The organism is Intestinibacter sp. (genome assembly GCF_034113885.1).
Classification (GTDB): Bacteria; Bacillota; Clostridia; order Peptostreptococcales; family Peptostreptococcaceae; genus Intestinibacter.
The window spans coordinates 1-20,077 of record NZ_JAXEWM010000156.1; the positions used below are offsets into that span (position 1 = coordinate 1).

General features: G+C 29.2%; 10 protein-coding genes. All 10 read left to right on the top strand.

Annotation, left to right across the window (positions count from 1 at the left end; genetic code table 11):
* A partial coding sequence (brxC, locus tag SPD90_RS09525; protein ID WP_320925074.1) for a BREX system P-loop protein BrxC occupies nucleotides 1-3,295 on the top strand: 3,295 nt, incomplete at its 5' end.
* 57 nt (nucleotides 3,296-3,352) lie between these two features.
* Complete coding sequence (gene pglX, locus SPD90_RS09530) at nucleotides 3,353-6,925, top strand: BREX-1 system adenine-specific DNA-methyltransferase PglX (protein WP_320925075.1); 3,573 nt, start codon at nucleotides 3,353-3,355, stop codon at nucleotides 6,923-6,925.
* A 145-nt stretch (nucleotides 6,926-7,070) separates the two neighbouring features.
* Nucleotides 7,071-7,901 (top strand): abortive infection family protein, encoded by an 831-nt coding sequence (locus tag SPD90_RS09535; RefSeq protein ID WP_320925076.1) that lies wholly within the window; start codon nucleotides 7,071-7,073, stop codon nucleotides 7,899-7,901.
* Between the two features lie 30 nt (nucleotides 7,902-7,931).
* Nucleotides 7,932-8,687 (top strand): hypothetical protein, encoded by a 756-nt coding sequence (locus tag SPD90_RS09540; protein WP_320925077.1) that lies wholly within the window; start codon nucleotides 7,932-7,934, stop codon nucleotides 8,685-8,687.
* 341 nt (nucleotides 8,688-9,028) lie between these two features.
* Nucleotides 9,029-10,387: a reverse transcriptase domain-containing protein gene (locus tag SPD90_RS09545; protein WP_320925078.1), complete on the top strand. Its 1,359-nt coding sequence runs from the start codon at nucleotides 9,029-9,031 to the stop codon at nucleotides 10,385-10,387.
* Between the two features lie 107 nt (nucleotides 10,388-10,494).
* Nucleotides 10,495-13,059: a BREX-1 system phosphatase PglZ type A gene (gene pglZ, locus SPD90_RS09550; protein WP_320925079.1), complete on the top strand. Its 2,565-nt coding sequence runs from the start codon at nucleotides 10,495-10,497 to the stop codon at nucleotides 13,057-13,059.
* 70 nt (nucleotides 13,060-13,129) lie between these two features.
* The gene (brxL, locus tag SPD90_RS09555; protein WP_320925080.1) at nucleotides 13,130-15,160 is read left to right on the top strand and encodes a protease Lon-related BREX system protein BrxL; all 2,031 of its coding nucleotides are present in this window, start codon (nucleotides 13,130-13,132) and stop codon (nucleotides 15,158-15,160) included.
* Nucleotides 15,161-15,409: 249 nt separating this feature from the next.
* Entirely contained in the window at nucleotides 15,410-16,630 is a 1,221-nt protein-coding gene (locus SPD90_RS09560) for a hypothetical protein (protein WP_320925081.1), read from the top strand.
* Nucleotides 16,631-16,677: 47 nt separating this feature from the next.
* Nucleotides 16,678-19,836 (top strand): ATP-binding protein, encoded by a 3,159-nt coding sequence (locus SPD90_RS09565; protein ID WP_320925082.1) that lies wholly within the window; start codon nucleotides 16,678-16,680, stop codon nucleotides 19,834-19,836.
* A partial coding sequence (locus SPD90_RS09570; RefSeq protein ID WP_320925083.1) for a hypothetical protein occupies nucleotides 19,833-20,077 on the top strand: 245 nt, incomplete at its 3' end. The genes SPD90_RS09565 and SPD90_RS09570, both read left to right, overlap by 4 nt.

The window sequence follows — 20,077 nt, forward strand, 5'->3', positions numbered from 1 at the left end:
AGATGGTAAGAGAGCTATTGATTTTTTTGAAAACAAGATACAAGATCAAATGGTTCTTGCCGATATGCAAAAGGCTGGAAATGTGAGCACAGATGTAATTCTGTTTAATATAGATTCTAAGAGCGAGTCAAATTACAAGACTTCAAAGGATGCAATTCTTAAAGTTTTCAATAAAGTATTCGACGAGATGCAGGGATACTGCGGAGTTTTGCCATGGGTGGCTGATTTGGAGCGACAAATGGTCAAGGAAGGAGTATACGACAAATTTAAAGAGGTTTACAAGCAAGAAAGCGGATACGATTGGGAAAAAACTAGAGAAGATATATTCTATGAAGGCGATGCAGTAGTTGCAGCGTTAAATCAGGCTAGAGGTATGAGTGAAGAGGCTGCTAACAACTGGCTGGAAAAGGCAGATGAAAATTACAGTCTTAGTATAGAAAAATTTGCCAAAAAGGTAAATGAATATATAGAAAGCAAGGGCAACAACCACCATGTAGTGTTTTTAGTAGATGAAATTGGACAGTATATAGGTGACGACAGCGGTCTTATGTTAAATCTTCAAACAGTTGTCGAGGATTTAGGTATATACTGCTCAGGCAAGTGCTGGGTTTTGGTCACTTCACAACAGGACATAGACGCACTTACTAAGGGACAAGTCAAGGGAAATGATTTCTCTAAGATACAAGGGCGATTTAACACTAGACTTAGTTTATCGTCTTCAAATGTAGATGAGGTTATCAAAAAACGTCTTTTAGATAAAACTGACGGAGCTAAACAAACTCTAGAAATGATGTATTCAGACAAAGAGTCCGTACTTAAAAATATAATAAACTTCACAGCGGACACAGCTGAGATGAAGAAATACCAAGATTCAAAGGACTTTGTAGAAACTTATCCATTTATACCATACCAATTTAACTTGCTTCAAAAGGTGTTTGAAGGAGTTAGACAACACGGTGCGAGTGGTAAGCATATATCAGAAGGAGAGAGATCTCTACTTGGAGCATTCCAAGAGTCTGCTGTCAGATACAAGGATTGCGAACTAGGGACTTTGATACCTTTTCACGTGTTTTATGAAACTATAGAAAACTTTCTAGATGGAAATATAAAATCAGTAATCTCTAAAGCTAAGAAAAACTCTAGACTAAACGATTACGATGTAGATGTTTTAAAGGTTTTATTCCTATTAAAATACGTCAAAGAGGTAAAAGCGAACTTAGAAAATCTATCTACTCTTATGCTATCTAACATAGATGACGACAAGATAGAAATCAAAAGAAAAATACAAGAATCAGTAAATAAATTGATAAGAGAGACTTTAGTTCAAAAAAACGGTGAAGAATATGAGTTTCTAACTAACGACGAACAAGATATAAATAAAGAAATCCAAAACATGCAGGTAGAAATCGGCGAAACTATCGAAAAGGTAAAGGAAATAGTATTTGGAGATATCTATAAAACTACTAAATTCAGATATTCTAACAAAAAAGACTTTGCATTTAACAAATATATAGATGAAAGCCCTCATGGAATTGCAAACAACGAAATCGGGGTCAAAATAATAACACCACATTATGACATAGACGATGTGACAGCCTATGATTTGAAGCAATTATCATATAGAGAAAACAATGTAGTTATAAAGCTAAGCAATGAGATGTCTTATTTAGAAGAAATAGAAGAAGCTCTAAAAATAGAAAAATACCTAAGACTCAACAGCGGTTCAAAATCAAATTCTACAGTAGAAGCTATAAAAGACCGCAAAGGAGTCGAAAAAATCGAGAGAAGAGAGAGAGCAGTTTTACTTTTAAGAGAAAATATAAAAACTGCCGATATTTATATAAATGGTTCTTTAGCAGAGATTAAAGAAAAAGAAGCCGAACAGAGAATAAACGAAGCCTTGAGAGCTTTAGTCGACGGTGTATACCACAAATTTAATTACATTAAAAAGAACATAAATTCATCTAAAGAAATTGTAGAAATATTATCTAAAAATCCAAAGAGCGTGCAAATGTCTGTAGAAGGCTTAAACGAAGATCCAAACAAACTAGCTATAGACGAAATTTTGAGATATATAGAAAGATACAGCGCAGGAAGCTCAATAACTATAAAAACTATATTGATGTATTTTGCAAAATCGCCTTATGGATGGGAGGATTTAGATATACAAGGCATTATAGCTAAATTATTTAAATCACAAAAGATAAAATTAGAATGCAGCGGCGAAAACATCACTATAGACAACAGAGATGTAGTAAATTATATAACTAAAAAGGATTACGTCGAAAAAACTAAGGTCAAAGTCAGAAAAGGCGTTCCAAATAGATATATAAAGGATGTCAAGGAAATATCTAAAGACGTTTTCAACCACACTATAACTGAATCCGACGAAGATGGAGTTATGGCTAATTTTAAAGCAAAGGCAAAAGAAGTAATCCTCGAAATAGATAGACTACTTGACGAGTACAGATTTGGACGATATCCAGATAAGAAGGTTCTACAAGAAGGTAAGCAATTAATAGAAGGCGTAATCCAAAACAGAGAACCACTTGAATTTTTCAAAGAAGCGAGCGATTTATACGATGATTTTGAGGATTACGGAGAAAACAGCGAGGACATCCGCAAATTCTTCAAAAAAGACAACGGCAGAGATAGCGCACAAAAGGCGAATTTCGATAAAGGTCTAAGTACTATTAAGCATGCCAAGGAGAATATGGATTACTTAGACGCTGAGACTAAATCTATAGTAGATGGCATCAGACAGGTAGTAGAAATGGATAAGCCTTACAACAAAATCCACGAGCTTCCGATGATGATTGAAAAATACAATGACAAATTAGTTGAGCTATACGAAGGTGAAGCACAGGCTATCGAGCCTACTTTGAAAAATCATAAGGCAGAGGTTATAGATTATTTAAATGGATTTGATTTTGCAGATGAGTTCAGAGGAAAATATGCTAAGAAGTTTGACGAGCTTATCGATAGACTTAGAAATGCTAAGCAGTTTAATGAGATACTTGCTATGCCACAGCTTTCTGATAGAACTAAGAAAAATTGTATTGATGAGATTGATAGGGAATATGATAGAAGAAATGAAACTCCTGGAGGTGGTGGAAAAGTTGTTGATCCGCCAGTGACACCAGTAGTTAAAGAAATTAGAAAAGTTTATAAATCTAATTTAATATCTGATTGTCCTGTTATAAGTAGTGAAGATAATATTGATAAACTATTAGATAATTTAAGAAAAAAATTAGAAAAAGAGCTTAAAGAAAAAGGAGAGTTTAAATTAGTATAATATATAAAAGGCTGGGTAAATCTAGCCTTTTATAAAATAAAGATAAAGAGGTAGAGTATGAACAAGAGTGCAATTAAAAATTTCGCCGTAAATGCCAGAAGAAAGCTGATAGATGCAGTCAGTCAAAAAGCATACGGTCTAGGAATTAGTATAGATGAAATAAAAGAAATAGAAGAAGTTCCAAACGGTAGCAGAGTCAAAATAAACAACGATTACGTTTATTTAACTGATATAGAAACAGAACATAGAGAAAAATTAATAGAACAAATCGAGTACAAAGGCTATGAACAAGTCATGGAGGAAGTCGCCTATACTTGGTTTAACAGAATCATAGCGATAAGATTTATGGAGGTAAATGAGTATTTACCTACTCGCATCAGGGTTTTATCTAGTGAAGACGAAAATAAAGTAGAACCAGATGCAGTTACTGAAGCATTGGATTTAGTAGATGAATTGAATTTAGATACAGAAAAAATATACAACTACCAAGACAACAACGACACAGAAGGATTATTTAAGTACATATTTATAAAACAATGTAATGCACTTGGAAAAATAATGCCTGTGATGTTTGAAAAAATTCAGGATTATACAGAGTTGTTGCTGCCAGATAATCTATTAGTAGAAGGCTCTGTAATTAGAGATTTGATAATAGGTATTGAAGAAGATGATTTTAAGGATCAAGTTGAGATTATAGGTTGGCTGTACCAATATTATATCTCTGAGAAAAAGGACGAGGTATTTGCAGGGCTTAAGAAAAACAAGAAGATAACTAAGGAAAACATACCAGCAGCTACACAGCTATTTACACCAGATTGGATAGTTAAATATATGGTCGAAAATTCACTCGGCAGACTTTGGCTAGAAGGTCATCCCGATGAGGAGCTTAAAAGTAGCTGGAAATATTATTTAGAGGAAGCTGAGCAAGAGTCTGATGTAGAGAAGGAGCTTGAGAAAATCAGAGAAGAGAGCAAGAAGCTAAGTCCTGAGGATATAACTGTGATAGATCCAGCTATGGGAAGTGGTCATATTCTTGTGTATGCTTTTGATGTGCTGTATCAGATTTATTTGAGTGTTGGGTATTCTGAGAGGGAGATTCCTAGACTTATTTTGGAGAAAAATTTGTATGGGCTTGATATAGACGATAGAGCTGGTCAATTGGCTTATTTTGCACTTATTATGAAGGCTAGAAGTTATTCTAGAAGATTTTTTAGGGATATTGAGAGAAATCCTATTGAGTTAAATGTCTGTGCTATTCAGGAAAGTAATGGTATTAGTAAAGAGGATATTGAGTATTTTGCTGATGGCGATGAGGAGTTGAAGAAGGATGTTGAGTATTTAGTTGAGGTGTTTACTGATGCTAAGGAGTATGGGTCTATATTAGAGGTTGAAAACATTAATTTCAATAGAATTGAAAATAGACTAACTGAGATTAAGATGGATAATGATGATTTATTTATTAAGGATAGAAAAGAACGAATACTTAGTAAGATATCTATAGTTGTTAGGCAAACAAATATAATGTGTAAGAAATATGATATTTGTAGTACAAATCCACCATATATGGGAAATAAAGGAATAAATGTAAAGTTAGGAAATATGATAAAATCAAATTATCCAAATAGTAAAATGGATTTATGTGTTGCATTTATAGAGAGATGTTTAAAATTTACTAAAAAAAATAAATATACAGCAATGATAACTATGCATTCTTGGATGTTTTTAGGTAGTTTTGAAAATTTTAGAAAATATCTAATTAAAAAAATATATATATGTAATTTGATTCATTTAGGAACAAGAGCATTTGATGATATTGGGGGAGAAGTCGTACAAACTGTATCATTTGTTCTAAAAAATAATTTTATGAATCAAAAAGGAAACTATGTAAGGTTAGTTAACTATAATACGAGTGCATTAAAAAAACAACAATTCTTTAATATAAATAATAGATATAATATTAATCAATCTATATTTTATAATATACCTATGAGTATAATCGGTTATTGGTTAAATGATAACTTATTAGATGCATTTAAAAATAGTACTATTGGATCTGTAAGTGATGTTGTTAAAGGTTTAGATACATGTGATAACGATACATTTGTTAGGTTATGGTTTGAAATAGATTTTTATAAAATTGGATTTGGTATAACGACAAATAAAGAAACGTATAATAATAAATGGTTTCCTTATGCAAAAGGTGGAGAGTTTAGAAAATGGTATGGAAACAATAATAATGTTGTAATGTGGGAAAATGATGGAAATATATTAAGAAATTTAAAAACATCAGATGGAAAACAAAAATCAAGACCACAAAATACTAGATATTATTTTAAAGAAGGCATAACTTGGTCGAGTATAAATGGTTCGACGTTGGCATTACGATATATGAATAATAGTATTTTTGGTGGAGGAGGTTCAGCTTTATTTTTAAAAGATGATTTATATTATATATTGGGTATATTAAATTCTAAAGTTTCTTCAAATATAATTGATATATTAAATCCGACTTTGAATGTATTAGTTACAGATATAAAAAATATACCACTTAAAAAAAATTTTAACTTATTAGAGAAAGTACATTATACAGTGAATGAAGCTATAGAAATATCTAGAAAGGAATGGGATTCATTTGAAACTTCATGGAATTTTAAGAAACATCCTATAATTGAATTTAAATCTAATAACATAGAAAATTCATTTAAAAATTGGTCAGATTTTGCAGAAAAACAATTTAACCAACTTAAATCTAATGAAGAAGAATTGAACAGAATTTTTATAGATATCTACGGATTACAAGATGAATTAACACCAGAAGTTGAAGACAAAGACATAACTATCCGTAAAGCAGACAGAGATAGAGAAATGAAATCTTTTATATCTTATGCAGTGGGATGTATGATGGGCAGATATTCTCTTGACGAAGAAGGATTGGTATTTGCTGGTGGAGAGTTCGACATAAATAGATACAAAACCTTCAAAGCTGACAAAGATGCTATAATACCGATAACAGATATGGAGTATTTTGAAGATGATATAGTTTCTAGATTTGTTGAATTTGTGAAGGTAGTGTTTGGAGAAGAAACTTTGGAAGAAAATTTAAACTATATAGCTGATACTGAGTGTTTCAAAAGAAAAACCAATGAAACAAGTAGGGACTGCTTGAGAAGATATTTCTTAAAAGGATTTATGGAGGATCATCTAAAAGTTTATCAAAAGAGACCGATTTATTGGATGTTCGACAGTGGCAAGCAAAACGGATTCAAAGCTCTCATTTATATGCATAGATATGATGAAAATATGGTCGCTAAAGTTAGAGCAGATTATTTGCATGTTTTGCAAAGAAAGTACGAATCTGAAATCAATAGATTAGATAATGACATAAATTCTGAGATATTGTCGACTAAAGAAAAAGCTGCTGCTAAGAAGCGAAAAGAAAAAATACAAAAGCAATTGGCAGAGTGCAAACAATATGACCAAGTAATCGCCCATGTCGCTCATCAGAGAATAGCGATAGATTTGGACGATGGAGTGAAGGTGAATTATCAGAAGTTCCAAGGTGTTGAGGTACCACAAGGTGATGGTAAGAAGGATTTGAAACAGGATTTGTTGTTTAAGGTTAAGATGTAATAAATTTATTTATGTATAAAAAGCATTTTCGAATATATTATTTGGAAATGCTTTTTTGATAAATGTACAAAAATAGTTTATAATATATATAATCGAATGTATGTTTTGCTTGAGATTGAATTGTTTTACGAAAGAGGGGATAAATTTGAAGTTAAGAGAAATTTCTTATGACAAAATAGGATTATTGATATGTGGTGATGAGGGACCGTCACAATATTTATCAGGACCTCAATTAGTTAAATTTTTTAATAATTTGGGTTCAACAGATGAGTATAATGCTGCTTCATTTCCAGTTAGACGTATTTATGCGGCTGATAAAGCTAAAGAATTTATTGAAAATGGCAAAATAAATGATTTAGTGAATCAGTTACTTTATCCAATTAATTATTTAAATAATGATATAGATCCTAAAGAAGTACTTGATTATTTTAATAAAATATTAATTATAGAGGGATATAAAATTAAAGAAATATCTGAAAATGGTGTATATAAAATAGTTGATATTAACAATAAAAATATAATAGTTAATGATAAAGATTTAAAAATATTATCATCTGAATTTTTAGATGATCAAATTAATAAATGCAATCAAAAAATTAGTCAAAATGATTATTATGGTGCAATTACAAATGCAAGAAGTATGGTTGAGGAAGTATTGTTACTTATAGAAGAAGATATTGATGGTCAAAGAGGGACAAATAGTGGAGATATGTCAGCATTATATAAAAGGGTATCAAAAAAAGTAAATTTAAATGCAGGGCAAAAAGGTTTAACAACTCCATTGCAGCAAATCCTTTCTGGTTTAAATAATGTAGTAATTGGTCTTGCTGGATTGAGAACAAAAGCAAGTGATTCTCATGCACCAGAATATAAACCGTCTAAACATCATGCTGAGTTAGCGGTAAATTGTGCAATGACTTTTACCAGTTTTATTTTAAATTCATATCAATATCAAAAACAAAAAAATTGTAAATAAAGTAGTATAAAAATACAGGAGGAGATATTAGTGAATATTAAAGAAAAAGCAAAAGATATGTTTGATGTAGCTAAAGAGCCTGCATTTGAAATGACATGTGAGTTAATGTTAGATGGAGTAGTAGGAACTGTTGTTCCTGGAATTTCTAACATATATTTATCATATAAACAAAAAAGACAGGAAAAAATGTTTATAGAGTTTATGCATCAGATTAAAGATAAGATTGAAATACTAGAAGAAAAATTAAATAATATGAATCAAGAACAATATAATGAATTTAAAGAAAAATATTTTGGTTTAGTTAGTGATTATGTTTTAAATGAAGTTCAAGAAGTAAAAATAAAATATATTGTAAATGGATTTATTAATTTAGCCGATATTGATAAAATTAATGAAGATTTTGTTCTGACTTACTATGATACTTTAGAACAGTTAAGAATTATAGATATAGAAGTTCTTAGATTATATTATGATAATCTTTATGTAATTGATAAAGAAAGAACATATATTGATATAATGAGAGAATATAGTATTGATAATGAACAATATACGGCTATAAGAGAAAAATTAGTTAGATTAGGTTTATTAACAACTCAAAGAGAAAAAGATATGGATAACCTTTTTACTAATATATTAAATATGCAAGAATATTTGGAAAAAACATATAAAGGAAAAACGACAAAATTAAAATCTTTTAAAAGAATTAATAAAAATGATTCTTTTAAAATTTCAAAATTCGGTAGAGAGTTTATTAAATTTTTTATAAATGAAGTAAATAAAAGTTAAAAAATATAAAAATATGATATAATAATAGTGCCTTAAGATATAGGCTTAAGGGTATAGTGTAGTCAAGATTTCAAGTGTGAACTTGGTATCCTCTAAACAAGCCTGTATAATTTCAGCAAACAATAAACTGATGTTGTACATGAGTTTGAGCCTCCAATCTGAATCTAATAATAATTCAAAGAATATTATACAAAGATGATAACACAGCGTTTGTGTTGGGAGGAATAAGTAGCCCTGATAGAAAATCTATCATTGGAATTTATGTATGTGCTTACTAGTTAAACCTTATTATAATAGCTACGAATTATATAACTAGTAAGCTCTACAAAGGGGTATAAAGTATGAAGAAAAAGTTTAAAAATCCTTTAAAAAATAAAAAATATGTACATTTTGATTCTAAAAAGAAACCTAGTCAATGTATAAAAAATATAAAAAATAGTGAGTGGGTTGCACATCATGGATTTTATCCATTCATACATTATGTAATAAAGTCTAAAAAGTCTATTTCAAGTGAAAAAATTAGAAAAAATAAACCTAAAACGAGAGAGATATATTATTCATCACATATTGATAGATATATATATCAATATTATGGAAATAAATTAAATAATGCTTATAATAAAATTGCAAAAAGATATTGTATAAATAAATCTGCCATAGCTTATAGAAATATATTTAATGGTAAATGTAATATACATTTTGCTAAGGAGGTTATAGATTTTATTTCAAAACAAGAAAAAGCATTTGTATATGTTAGTGATTTTTCTAAATTTTTTGATCGATTAAATCATAAATATTTGAAAGAAAAATTATGTGAAGTTTTAGAAGTCGACAAATTACCAAAAGAACATTATGCTATATATAAAAATATAATAAATTTTACTTATGTTGAAAGAGATGATATTTTAAGTTATAAAAAAATTGATGAAAAAAAGTTTAAGAAATTAGATAAAATATTTGATACAACTCAAGAGTTTCAAGAATTCAAGAAAAATGGATATTTGAAAAAACATAAAGACAGTGAAAATGGAAAATTAGGAATAGGAATACCACAAGGTTCTTCTATTAGTGCAGTTTATTCAAATATATATATGATTGATTTTGATAAGCAAATAAATGATTATGTAACGAGTAATAAAGGTATTTATCGCAGATATTGTGATGATATTATAATTGTAATTCCTATTGAAAATAGTAATGAAGATTATATAAAACATGTAAAAAAGATTGAGGATATAGAAAGTAAAGTTCCAAATTTAAAAATTAATAAAGTAAAAACTTCTAAATTTATATATAAAGAAAAAGAGTTAGTGGATGTAGAAGGAACAAATAAAAAATCGTTTAACTATTTAGGCTTTTATTTTGATGGAAAAGTAGTAAAAATAAGAGATAGAAGTTTATTTAAATATTATTCTAGGATGTATAGAAAAGTTGATATTGTATGTAAATATAGTACTAAATTTGGAAGAAAAGTTTATAGAAGAAAGTTGTATAGATTATATTCTCATTTAGGAGCAAAAGTTTCTAAAAATAATAAAAAGAAACATAAATATGGTAATTTTTTAACATATGCATATAAAGCATATGAGATATTTGGGGAAGATAATAATTATAAAAATTTAATAAGACTTCAAGTTGCAAGACATTGGAAAAAGATGAATAAAAAGTTAAAAGAATGTGAAAATAAATATAATGTATAAAAGGTGTTTAATTTTAGACACTTTTTATTTTTTGTAAAATACCTACAAAACCACAACACAAAATTATATAATATACTAGAAACAAAACAATGAAAGACGGTGAACCCATGAATCTTGACGAAATAACAAAAGTACTATCAGAAATATACAACGAACCGCTGATAAACGAAAACCTGCGCCACATAGTATTCTGGTACGATGCAGATGGCGAGTTCGTTGAAGATATAGATAACATAAACCTACAAAACGTAAGAACTCTAAAACTTACACCAAACAACTACTTCAAAACTAGATACATCCTAGAAAAAGAAGATCCAACATCAAACATACTAATCTACGCCAATATGCCAAAGCCAGCGCCTAGAGAGGACTGGCTGCTTGATGTGTTAAAATACAGCGTGGAATTTTCGACAGATAAGACTACAGTAACAATGAGAGATTTAAACATAACAGACAAATCGCTGACTCCTGTTATAAAAAATTACTCAAAATTCTTCAACAACAAGGACAGATATGCAGCCTTCAAAAAGCTAGATATAGGCGATTACACAGAGGATAGCATACATATAGCAGCACTATCAGCTCTTTGCAAGTTATCTGTGCCTGATTTTGAAGAAGTGACTAAGGTATTGCTAAAGGAATTTTTAAACAAAGATAAAAAATACCTAGAAAGCATTGAAAAATTCGGTGACATAGATGCTTTCTGGGAGTTAGCTTCTAAGTACTACGGATATAATTTAGAAGAAAAGAATATCGGCAAGCTGATGATACTTTTGACTATTACAGATTTAGACGAGAAAATAGACAAGCAGTTGCCAAAGAGCTACACAGAATATATATCAGACAAAAAATCTAACTGCTCTATATTTATAAACCATTTTATGAATGATAGAGAGGATTCAGATATATACAAAAAACTAGCCGACAAAGTTCAAAATGTGATCAAGCTGGAAAATGTAGTATCTAAATTAAATGAAGAGGATTTTATAAATTGTGACACGTTTAGATATTTCGATGAAGCTACAATCAAAAAACTAGTCGATGTGCTTATAAGTGGTGCCGACGAGTTTGACAAGTATGAGGAAATCATAAACAAGAGAAAGAGCTTGAATTGGTATCCTGATTATAAAAATTACTACGATGCATTGGAGCAAGCTATAAATTTATTTAGAATCAAGGCGAATGTAGATTATATAAAGGAAAAGACTCCTTATGAAATGATAGAAGCATACTATAACAATGATGCGAATTCTTACTATTTAATTGATAAAGCTTACAGAAAATTCTATGTGGCTTATGATCAAATCGACGACAAGGACATGTTATATTCTCTTATGGAAAAAATAGAAGAGATCTATACTAATTGGTATTTAGACGAATTATCAGTGAAGTGGTCTAGTTCTGTGGAGGCTAATTTGGGAACTAACTGGAATATACCTGGAGTTATATCTCAAAAGGCATTCTATCCTAATTATATAGAGCCTCATAATTTAAAAAATGAGAGGGTGTTCGTGATAATTTCTGATGCACTTAGATACGATTGTGCTATGGAGCTTGCAGATATACTAAATGTAGAGGCTAAGGGAGCTGCTACTGTAGATATACTTCAAGGAGTGCTTCCTTCTTGTACTAAACTAGGGATGGCGAGTTTATTGCCAAATAAAAATATAACACTTGACGATAAGCACAACGTATATGTAGATGGCATAAGCTCAGAAGGGACTGCAAACAGGGATAAGATACTTAAATCGAAAAATTCTAGTTCGCTGGCTGTAGCTTACAAGGATATAGAGGACTTACCTTCTAGTGAGTTTAAGAAAATATTTACGGGTAAGAAGGTAATCTATATTTACCACAATGTAATAGATGCTAGAGGTGATAATGCTGCTACAGAGAGAGAGGTATTTGAATCATGCGAGGATACTTTTGTTGAGCTTAAGCAATTAGTAAACAACCTCGTGACTAGATTAAATGCGGTCAATATCTATATAACCTCTGATCACGGATTTTTATATAGAAGGGGCAGCATAAAAACTACTGAAAAAATCACCTACAAATCAGATGACAAGTATTCGAGAAGATATGCTATAAGCGATGATTTTGAGAGACAGGAGGGAACTCTTACTTTCTCTATGGACTATATCTTGTCAAATAAGGGCGAGAAATTTGTAACTGTCCCAAGAGGTGAAGTCAGATTTGCAAAACAAGGTGCAGGTAGCAATTATGTCCACGGTGGAACTATGCCACAGGAGATTGTAGTGCCGGTTATCAAGTTTAAAGGAAATAAAAAAGCAAGTAAAATAGAAGAATCCTATGTAGAGGTTGAGATGAGCACTATAAGCAAGAAGATAACTACACCTAGGTTTACTATAAACTTCTTCCAAAAAGATATGGTAGAGGATAAGAAGCAACCGATTATGCTAAAGGCTCGTTTTGAAGACGAGGCTGGAAATGTGATTTCTAATGAAATAAGCATAATCGCCGACAGCAAATCGTCTAATGCTGAAGAGAGGGTGTTTAAAGAGAGATTTGCGTTAAAGAGCAGCATAAAATACGACAAAAAATCTAAGTATTATCTAGTTATGATAGAAGATAATCACGAGGTAGATGAAGAGTATAAACGATATGAATTTATTATAGATATAGCAATCCAAGATGATTTTGGATTTTAGTGTTTTAAATCGTCTTATAGGACTATAATTATAGTATATGAGGCGATTTTTTTAGATGAGGGGTGACATGATGGACAATTTAGATAAAAAATTAAATGAGTATTTTGCTGGCAGAGTTGTCCGCAAAGATTTGACTAAGAAAATTAAAGAGGGGGCAAATGTGCCTGTTTATGTTTTGGAGTATTTGCTTGGGATGTACTGTGCAACTGATGACGAGGACAGCATAAATGAGGGTGTTGAGAGAGTTAAAAGGATATTGGCTGATAATTTTGTGAGACCAGATGAGGCTGAGAAAATAAAATCGAAAATTAGAGAGCTTGGGAAGTTTACTGTTATAGATAAGCTGACAGTTAAGCTAAATGCCAAGAAGGATTTGTACGAGGCTGAATTTTCTAACTTGGGGTTAAAGGGTGTGCCTATAGCTCCTCATTATGTCAAGGATTACGACAAATTATTATGTGGAGGTATATGGTGTATATTAAAGATGGATTACTTTTTTGATGAGGATGCAAAGGATGCATCGCCTTTTAATATATCTGATTTGACACCTATACAGATGCCTAATCTTGATTTAGATGAAATAATGGAGGGTAGACGTAATTTTACTAAGCAGGAATGGATAGATGTTTTGATTAGAAGTATAGGTATGGAGCCTACTACTTTGGATGAAAATGTCAAATGGCATTTGATACTTAGAATGGTACCGCTTGTCGAAAATAATTATAATTTATGTGAGCTTGGACCTCGTGGTACAGGTAAGTCGCATTTGTACAAGGAGATCTCGCCTAACTCTATATTGGTATCAGGTGGACAAACTACTGTCGCAAATTTATTTTACAATATGAGTTCCAAGCAAATAGGACTTGTAGGAATGTGGGATACGGTTGCTTTTGATGAGGTCGCTGGTATTCATTTTAAGGATAAGGATGGTATACAAATTATGAAGGACTACATGGCATCTGGATCATTTGCTAGAGGTCGTGAGGAGAAAAACGCATCTGCATCTATGGTATTTGTCGGAAATATAAACCAAAGTGTAGAATCACTTATAAAAACTTCTCACTTATTTGAGCCGTTTCCAGATGCGATGAGTAGTGACAGTGCGTTTTTTGATAGAATGCATTACTATCTGCCTGGCTGGGAAATACCTAAGATGAGACCTGAGTTTTTTACTAATCAATATGGATTTATAACTGATTATCTATCTGAATTTCTAAGAGAGATGAGAAAACGTAATTTCTCTGATAGTATAGATAAGTATTTTAAATTAGGCAATAATTTAAACCAAAGAGATACAATCGCAGTCAGAAAAACTGTATCTGGTATGGTCAAATTACTATATCCTAATGGTGAGTTCGACAAAGAGGACATCGAGGAAATTTTAAGATATGCTCTAGTCGGTAGAAGACGTGTCAAGGAGCAGCTTAAAAAAATCGGCGGCATGGAATTTTACGATGTACAATTTTCCTATATAGATAATGAAATCTTCAAAGAAGAATTTGTATCAGTACCAGAGCAAGGTGGAGGTAAAATCATACCTGAGGGCATGAACCGCGCCGGTCATGTCTACACTGTTGCTAGAGGAAAAAGCGGCATGATAGGTGTCTATAAAATCGAGACCGAGGTCATAAACGGAAACGGGAAATTTGAAAAAAGTGGACTAGCATCCGATAGAGACGCCAAAGAAGCTATAGACACTGCATTCAAGTACTTCAGAGCCAACAGCAAAAATATCAGTGCATCTATAAGCCTGACAAATAGAGATTATATGATGTATGTACAGGATATTGCAGGAGTTGGGTTAAATTCTGAGCTTTCACTTGCTGCATTTGTAGGCTTGTGCTCTGGTGCTATGAATCGCCCAGTTCAAAGCCAGCTAGTCGTGCTTGGATCACTTAGTATAGGTGGAACTATCAATAAAATTGAAGAGCTCGCAAACGTACTTCAAGTATGCTTCGATGCTGGAGCTAAGAGGATTTTGCTACCTATGAGCAGTGCTGTTGATTTGCCTACAGTGCCACCGGAGTTGTTTGCTAAGTTCCAGACTTCGTTTTATACATCGCCTGAGGATGCTGTATTTAAGGCGCTGGGGGTTGATTAGTTATATATGAAATTATCATAAGAATACATCTAACTTTATTTTATTTATATAAAGTTGAATGTATTTTTATATAAAAACATATTAAATTTATTGTTAATTTATATTTAAAAGTATTTATATATAAATAGTTGTATACGAATTTAAAATTATTTTTTAGTTTATTTTATTGTAAAATGAAGGAAAATATCGATTTATCAAGAATTAATTAAAATAAAAAACATAATATATTAGCTTGGGAAGGAGGGCGCCATGATTAATGTTTTATTATGTTATAATTCATATGAAGTTGAAACATCAGTATCTATAGATGGAAAAGAATTAGGTGAAGATAGTTATTTCTCAAAATATAAGAATGAAAAAATAGAAAATTGGGTACAAAATTTGATACCTAAAATTATAAATCAAATAAATGAAAGTGAATTTAAATTAACATTTGCTGGGACAAAAGAGGATTATGAAAGTATATTACACTACTGTAATTATTATAATTCAAAAGGATATGATGGAGAAAAGGTAAATGTATTAACAGAGCATATTTATGTTGATCAATATGATAAAAAAATTAAACAATTAAAAATAAGAAAAATTATAAATGAAATAGTTAAATGCTTAGGGTTTAGAAGTAAAGTTATACAAAATATAGAATCTAAACTTGATTTAATTTCAAGTTCAAAAGAAGAGTTAAAAATAATTGATTACTTAACAGGCATAGTAAAGGAGAATCAAAAATTAATAAAAGATGATATAAGTATAAAAAAAGAAAGTGTAAAATCTATAAAAAAACGAATAGATGATATAAATAATTATATTAAAAGTATAATGGAATTAAAAAAAGATATAGATACGTTATTTGCTAACTTTACAGAATTAAATATTGAAATAAAAATTATGCAAAAAACAGAAATAGTAGAAAATACATATAGAGAGCTTAAAGATAATTTAACAGATATGGAATTTAAATATAAAGATAAATATGAACTAATAAACTATTTATACGAATATTTAGGAGATATCCAAAAATATATCAAAGAAGATTTAGAAGAAATGTATAAAAAATTTAAAAAAATGTCAGTTCATTGTATAAAAGAATATATAAATCTTGTAGAACTTTCAATGGATATAGATAAAGATTTTAAAGTTAAAGATGTAAAATATATAATTTATTATGGGGGTATTGTTTCTACTGATTCAAAAGATATAGAAAATACTGAAGAATTTTTATGTAAATATATTGAAAATATAAAAATATATTTGAAAGAATTTCAAAAAAATTTTGTTACAGAAATGAGCGAAGTAAACTATTTTTTATTAAAAAATAATAATTATATAAATAATTTTATAGAAGGTAAAGAAGAAGACAGAAAAGATTTAGAAAAACAATATGATTGTATTTGTAAGCTTATAGAAAATAAAAATGAAAAAAAACAAGAGATAGCAAATATCATTATACAATTAGAAAGTATATTATAAATTTATTTAGTTAAGTAAAAATAATTATTAAATATAGGTGAAGAACAATGGAGAAAAATATAAATTTTAGTACCGATATAAAATCTAGTGAAAAAAATATTAATTTGTATGAGTTAGATACTAATTTTGATAGAGTTAATTGTTTTGTAAATAAAACATATTTAAATAATTTATCTAAATATGAAGTACTTAGTTTACAAAATAATATTAGAGATGAAGAAATCAGAGATAATATAAGATTATTTAAAATTTCTAAAATAATTTATAATAAAAAGGAAAATATGTTAGATAAATTATCTAATATATTTTCTGCAGTATTTAATATAAATGCATCAATTATATTAATAATAGATAGTGATGGCATAAAAAATGAGATATATTTAGGAGTTAGAAGAAATGATTTAAATTCAGATGTAAATTTAGCAAAAGAAGTAGTAAAAAAATCTTTCCAAGGAAATTTTCCAGGAAGTGAGTTAAAAAATATAAATAATAAAGCTATAGAATCTTTATTAAATAATATTACTACTAAAAGTAATAATCAAAATAGGGTTGTATCTTCTGTATCGTCTATTCCTTCTCTGAAATCACAAAGTGATGATAGCTTTGTACAAGGATTAGAAAAATTGATTGATTCGATGAGAGGTCAACGTTTTTCAGCAATATTTATATCTGATCCAATAAGTAATGAACAATTAGAAATTATTAAAAATGGATATGAAAGTATGTATTCCGAATTAGTCCCATTTGCACATACAGATATAAATTTTAGTCAAAGTGATTCAGAATCGTTATCAAATAGTTTAACCGAAGGTATGAGTGAAAGTATAAGTGAGAGTATTTCAAATACACAAAGTTATGCTAAATCTGATTCTAATACTAAATCAGAAAATAAGGGAAAAAACAAAGGTTTTGGTGTTGTGGTGGCAAATTTTGGGCATTCAAATACTTATTCAAATGCAAAAACTACTTCTTCTAGTGAAACAAAAGGAAGAACTAATACAAGTGGAAAATCTACATCAAAATCTACACAAGAAACTGAATCTATATCAAATACTAAAACAAAAGGAATTAGTTTCCAAATAAAAACAGAAAATAAATTTATAGAAAATATACTAGAACAAATAGAGATTCACTTAAAAAGATTAAATGAATGTAAGAATTTTGGAATGTGGAATTGTGCGGCTTATTTTATAGCTGATGATTCACAAATAGCAAAAATAGCATCGAGTAATTTTAAATCATTAATATCTGGAAATTTATCTTATATAGAAAATTCATCTATAAATACTTGGGGTGTGAATAATGATTATTTATCAGAAGTTACAAAGTATTTAAAAAAATTACATCATCCAATAATAGGTATAGATGTAAATTCTGAAAGAATAGATCAATATGTAACACCAGGAGTTTTAGTGAGTGGTAAGGAACTTCCTATTCAAGTTAATTTACCTAAAAAATCAATTTCAGGATTAGTAATAACGGATATGGCTGAATTTGGAAGAAATGTAATAAAATACGATAATGATGTAGAAGATAAAATTAATATAGGGAAAATATTCCATATGGGAATTGCTGAAAATGTAGATGTAGATATTGATTTAAAAAGTTTGGGTTCACATACATTTATAACTGGTTCTACTGGAACAGGAAAATCAAATATAATATATAAAATATTAGATGAAGTAAATAAAAAGAATATAAATTTTTTAGTAATAGAACCTGCTAAAGGAGAATATAAAGATATATTCGGTGGTAGAGAAGATGTAAACGTATTTGGAACAAATCCTAAATTTACACCTGTATTAAAAATAAATCCATTTAGTTTTGATGAAGATATACACATATTAGAACATATAGATAAATTAGTGGAAATATTTAATGCATGTTGGCCTATGTATGCAGCAATGCCAGCTGTTTTAAGGGAGGCTATAGAAAATTCTTATCAAAAGTGTGGTTGGAATTTAGATTATTCAATATGTATTTCAGAACAAAAAAAATTTCCTACATTTAATGATTTACTTTGTTCACTAAATGTAACAATTGAAAACTCAGCTTATTCTGAAGATTTAAAAAATGATTATACAGGAGCATTATGTACTAGAGTCAAATCTTTAACAAATGGATTAATCGGAAAGGTATTTTCATCACAAAGTATAGATGATGAAGTTTTATTTGATCAAAATACAATAATAGATTTAAGTAGAATAGGTTCTACTGAAACAAAATCTTTAATTATGGGAATATTATTTATAAAACTTCAAGAATATAGAATGGTAAATAAAAAATGTGTTAATTCAAAGCTGGAACATTTGACAGTAATAGAAGAAGCACATAATTTACTTAGAAAGACTTCAATGATTCAAAGTGATGAATCAAGTAATCTTCAAGGAAAATCTGTTGAAATGATATCGAATTCTATAGCAGAAATGAGAACTTATGGTGAAGGTTTTATAATTTCAGATCAAGCGCCTAATTTATTAGATAACTCTGTAATAAGAAATACTAATACTAAAATAATACTTAGATTACCAGATCAAGACGATAGAGAATGTGTAGGTAGAGCAGCAGGATTAAATATTGATCAAATAAATGAAATACCTAAATTAAAAACAGGAGTTGCTGTTGTCTATCAAAATAATTGGATGGAAGCAGTGCTTTGTAAGATAAACCAATTTAATAAAGCAAATCCTTTAAAATATGAATTTGATCTAAATATTGATTTTGAAGAAAATAAAAAATTAACTGGAGAATTATTAAAAATTTTATTAAATAAAAGGGTTAGTAAAAAGAATAGAATAAACATTAATTGTATAAATATACAGAGTATAGAAAGATGGATATTAAAGAAGAATTTCTCAAATGAAAATAAGTTTATTCTTATAGAAAATCTTAATCAATTTATAAATACAAAAAATATGGATTTATGGAGACAAGATAAATTTGATCAGTTATGTGATTTAATAAATTCAATTATTGATATAAATAAATTCATTATGTGTTGGGATGGTGTTAAAGATATAGATGAACTTACAAGTAAGGGTATTGAAAATATAAGGTATTATATTGATTTAGATGAAAATATTGAATTTGAAAAATCATTAATTCAATGTATGTTATCTAGTATTGCTAAGAATGATAATTCTTTTAAGAAAGTATATTTTAATTGGGTTGAAGCAAATAGAATTACAAGGGGAGAATTAAGATGATAGGAAAAATAATATTTAATTCAGAGATATCTAAAACATTAGAAAATATAAAATCTAAAGAAATAAGTTCAAAATTCAAAGAATTAAGAAATAACGAGTTGGATATTAAGAAAGATAAGGAAAAAGGTTCTATATCTACTTTTCAAGAAGCTGATAAACCACTTTTTTTAGAAAAAGAAGATTATACAAGTAGAGAGTTAGAAAAAATAAAAGGTTTAGAAAAAAATGACATAATAAATAA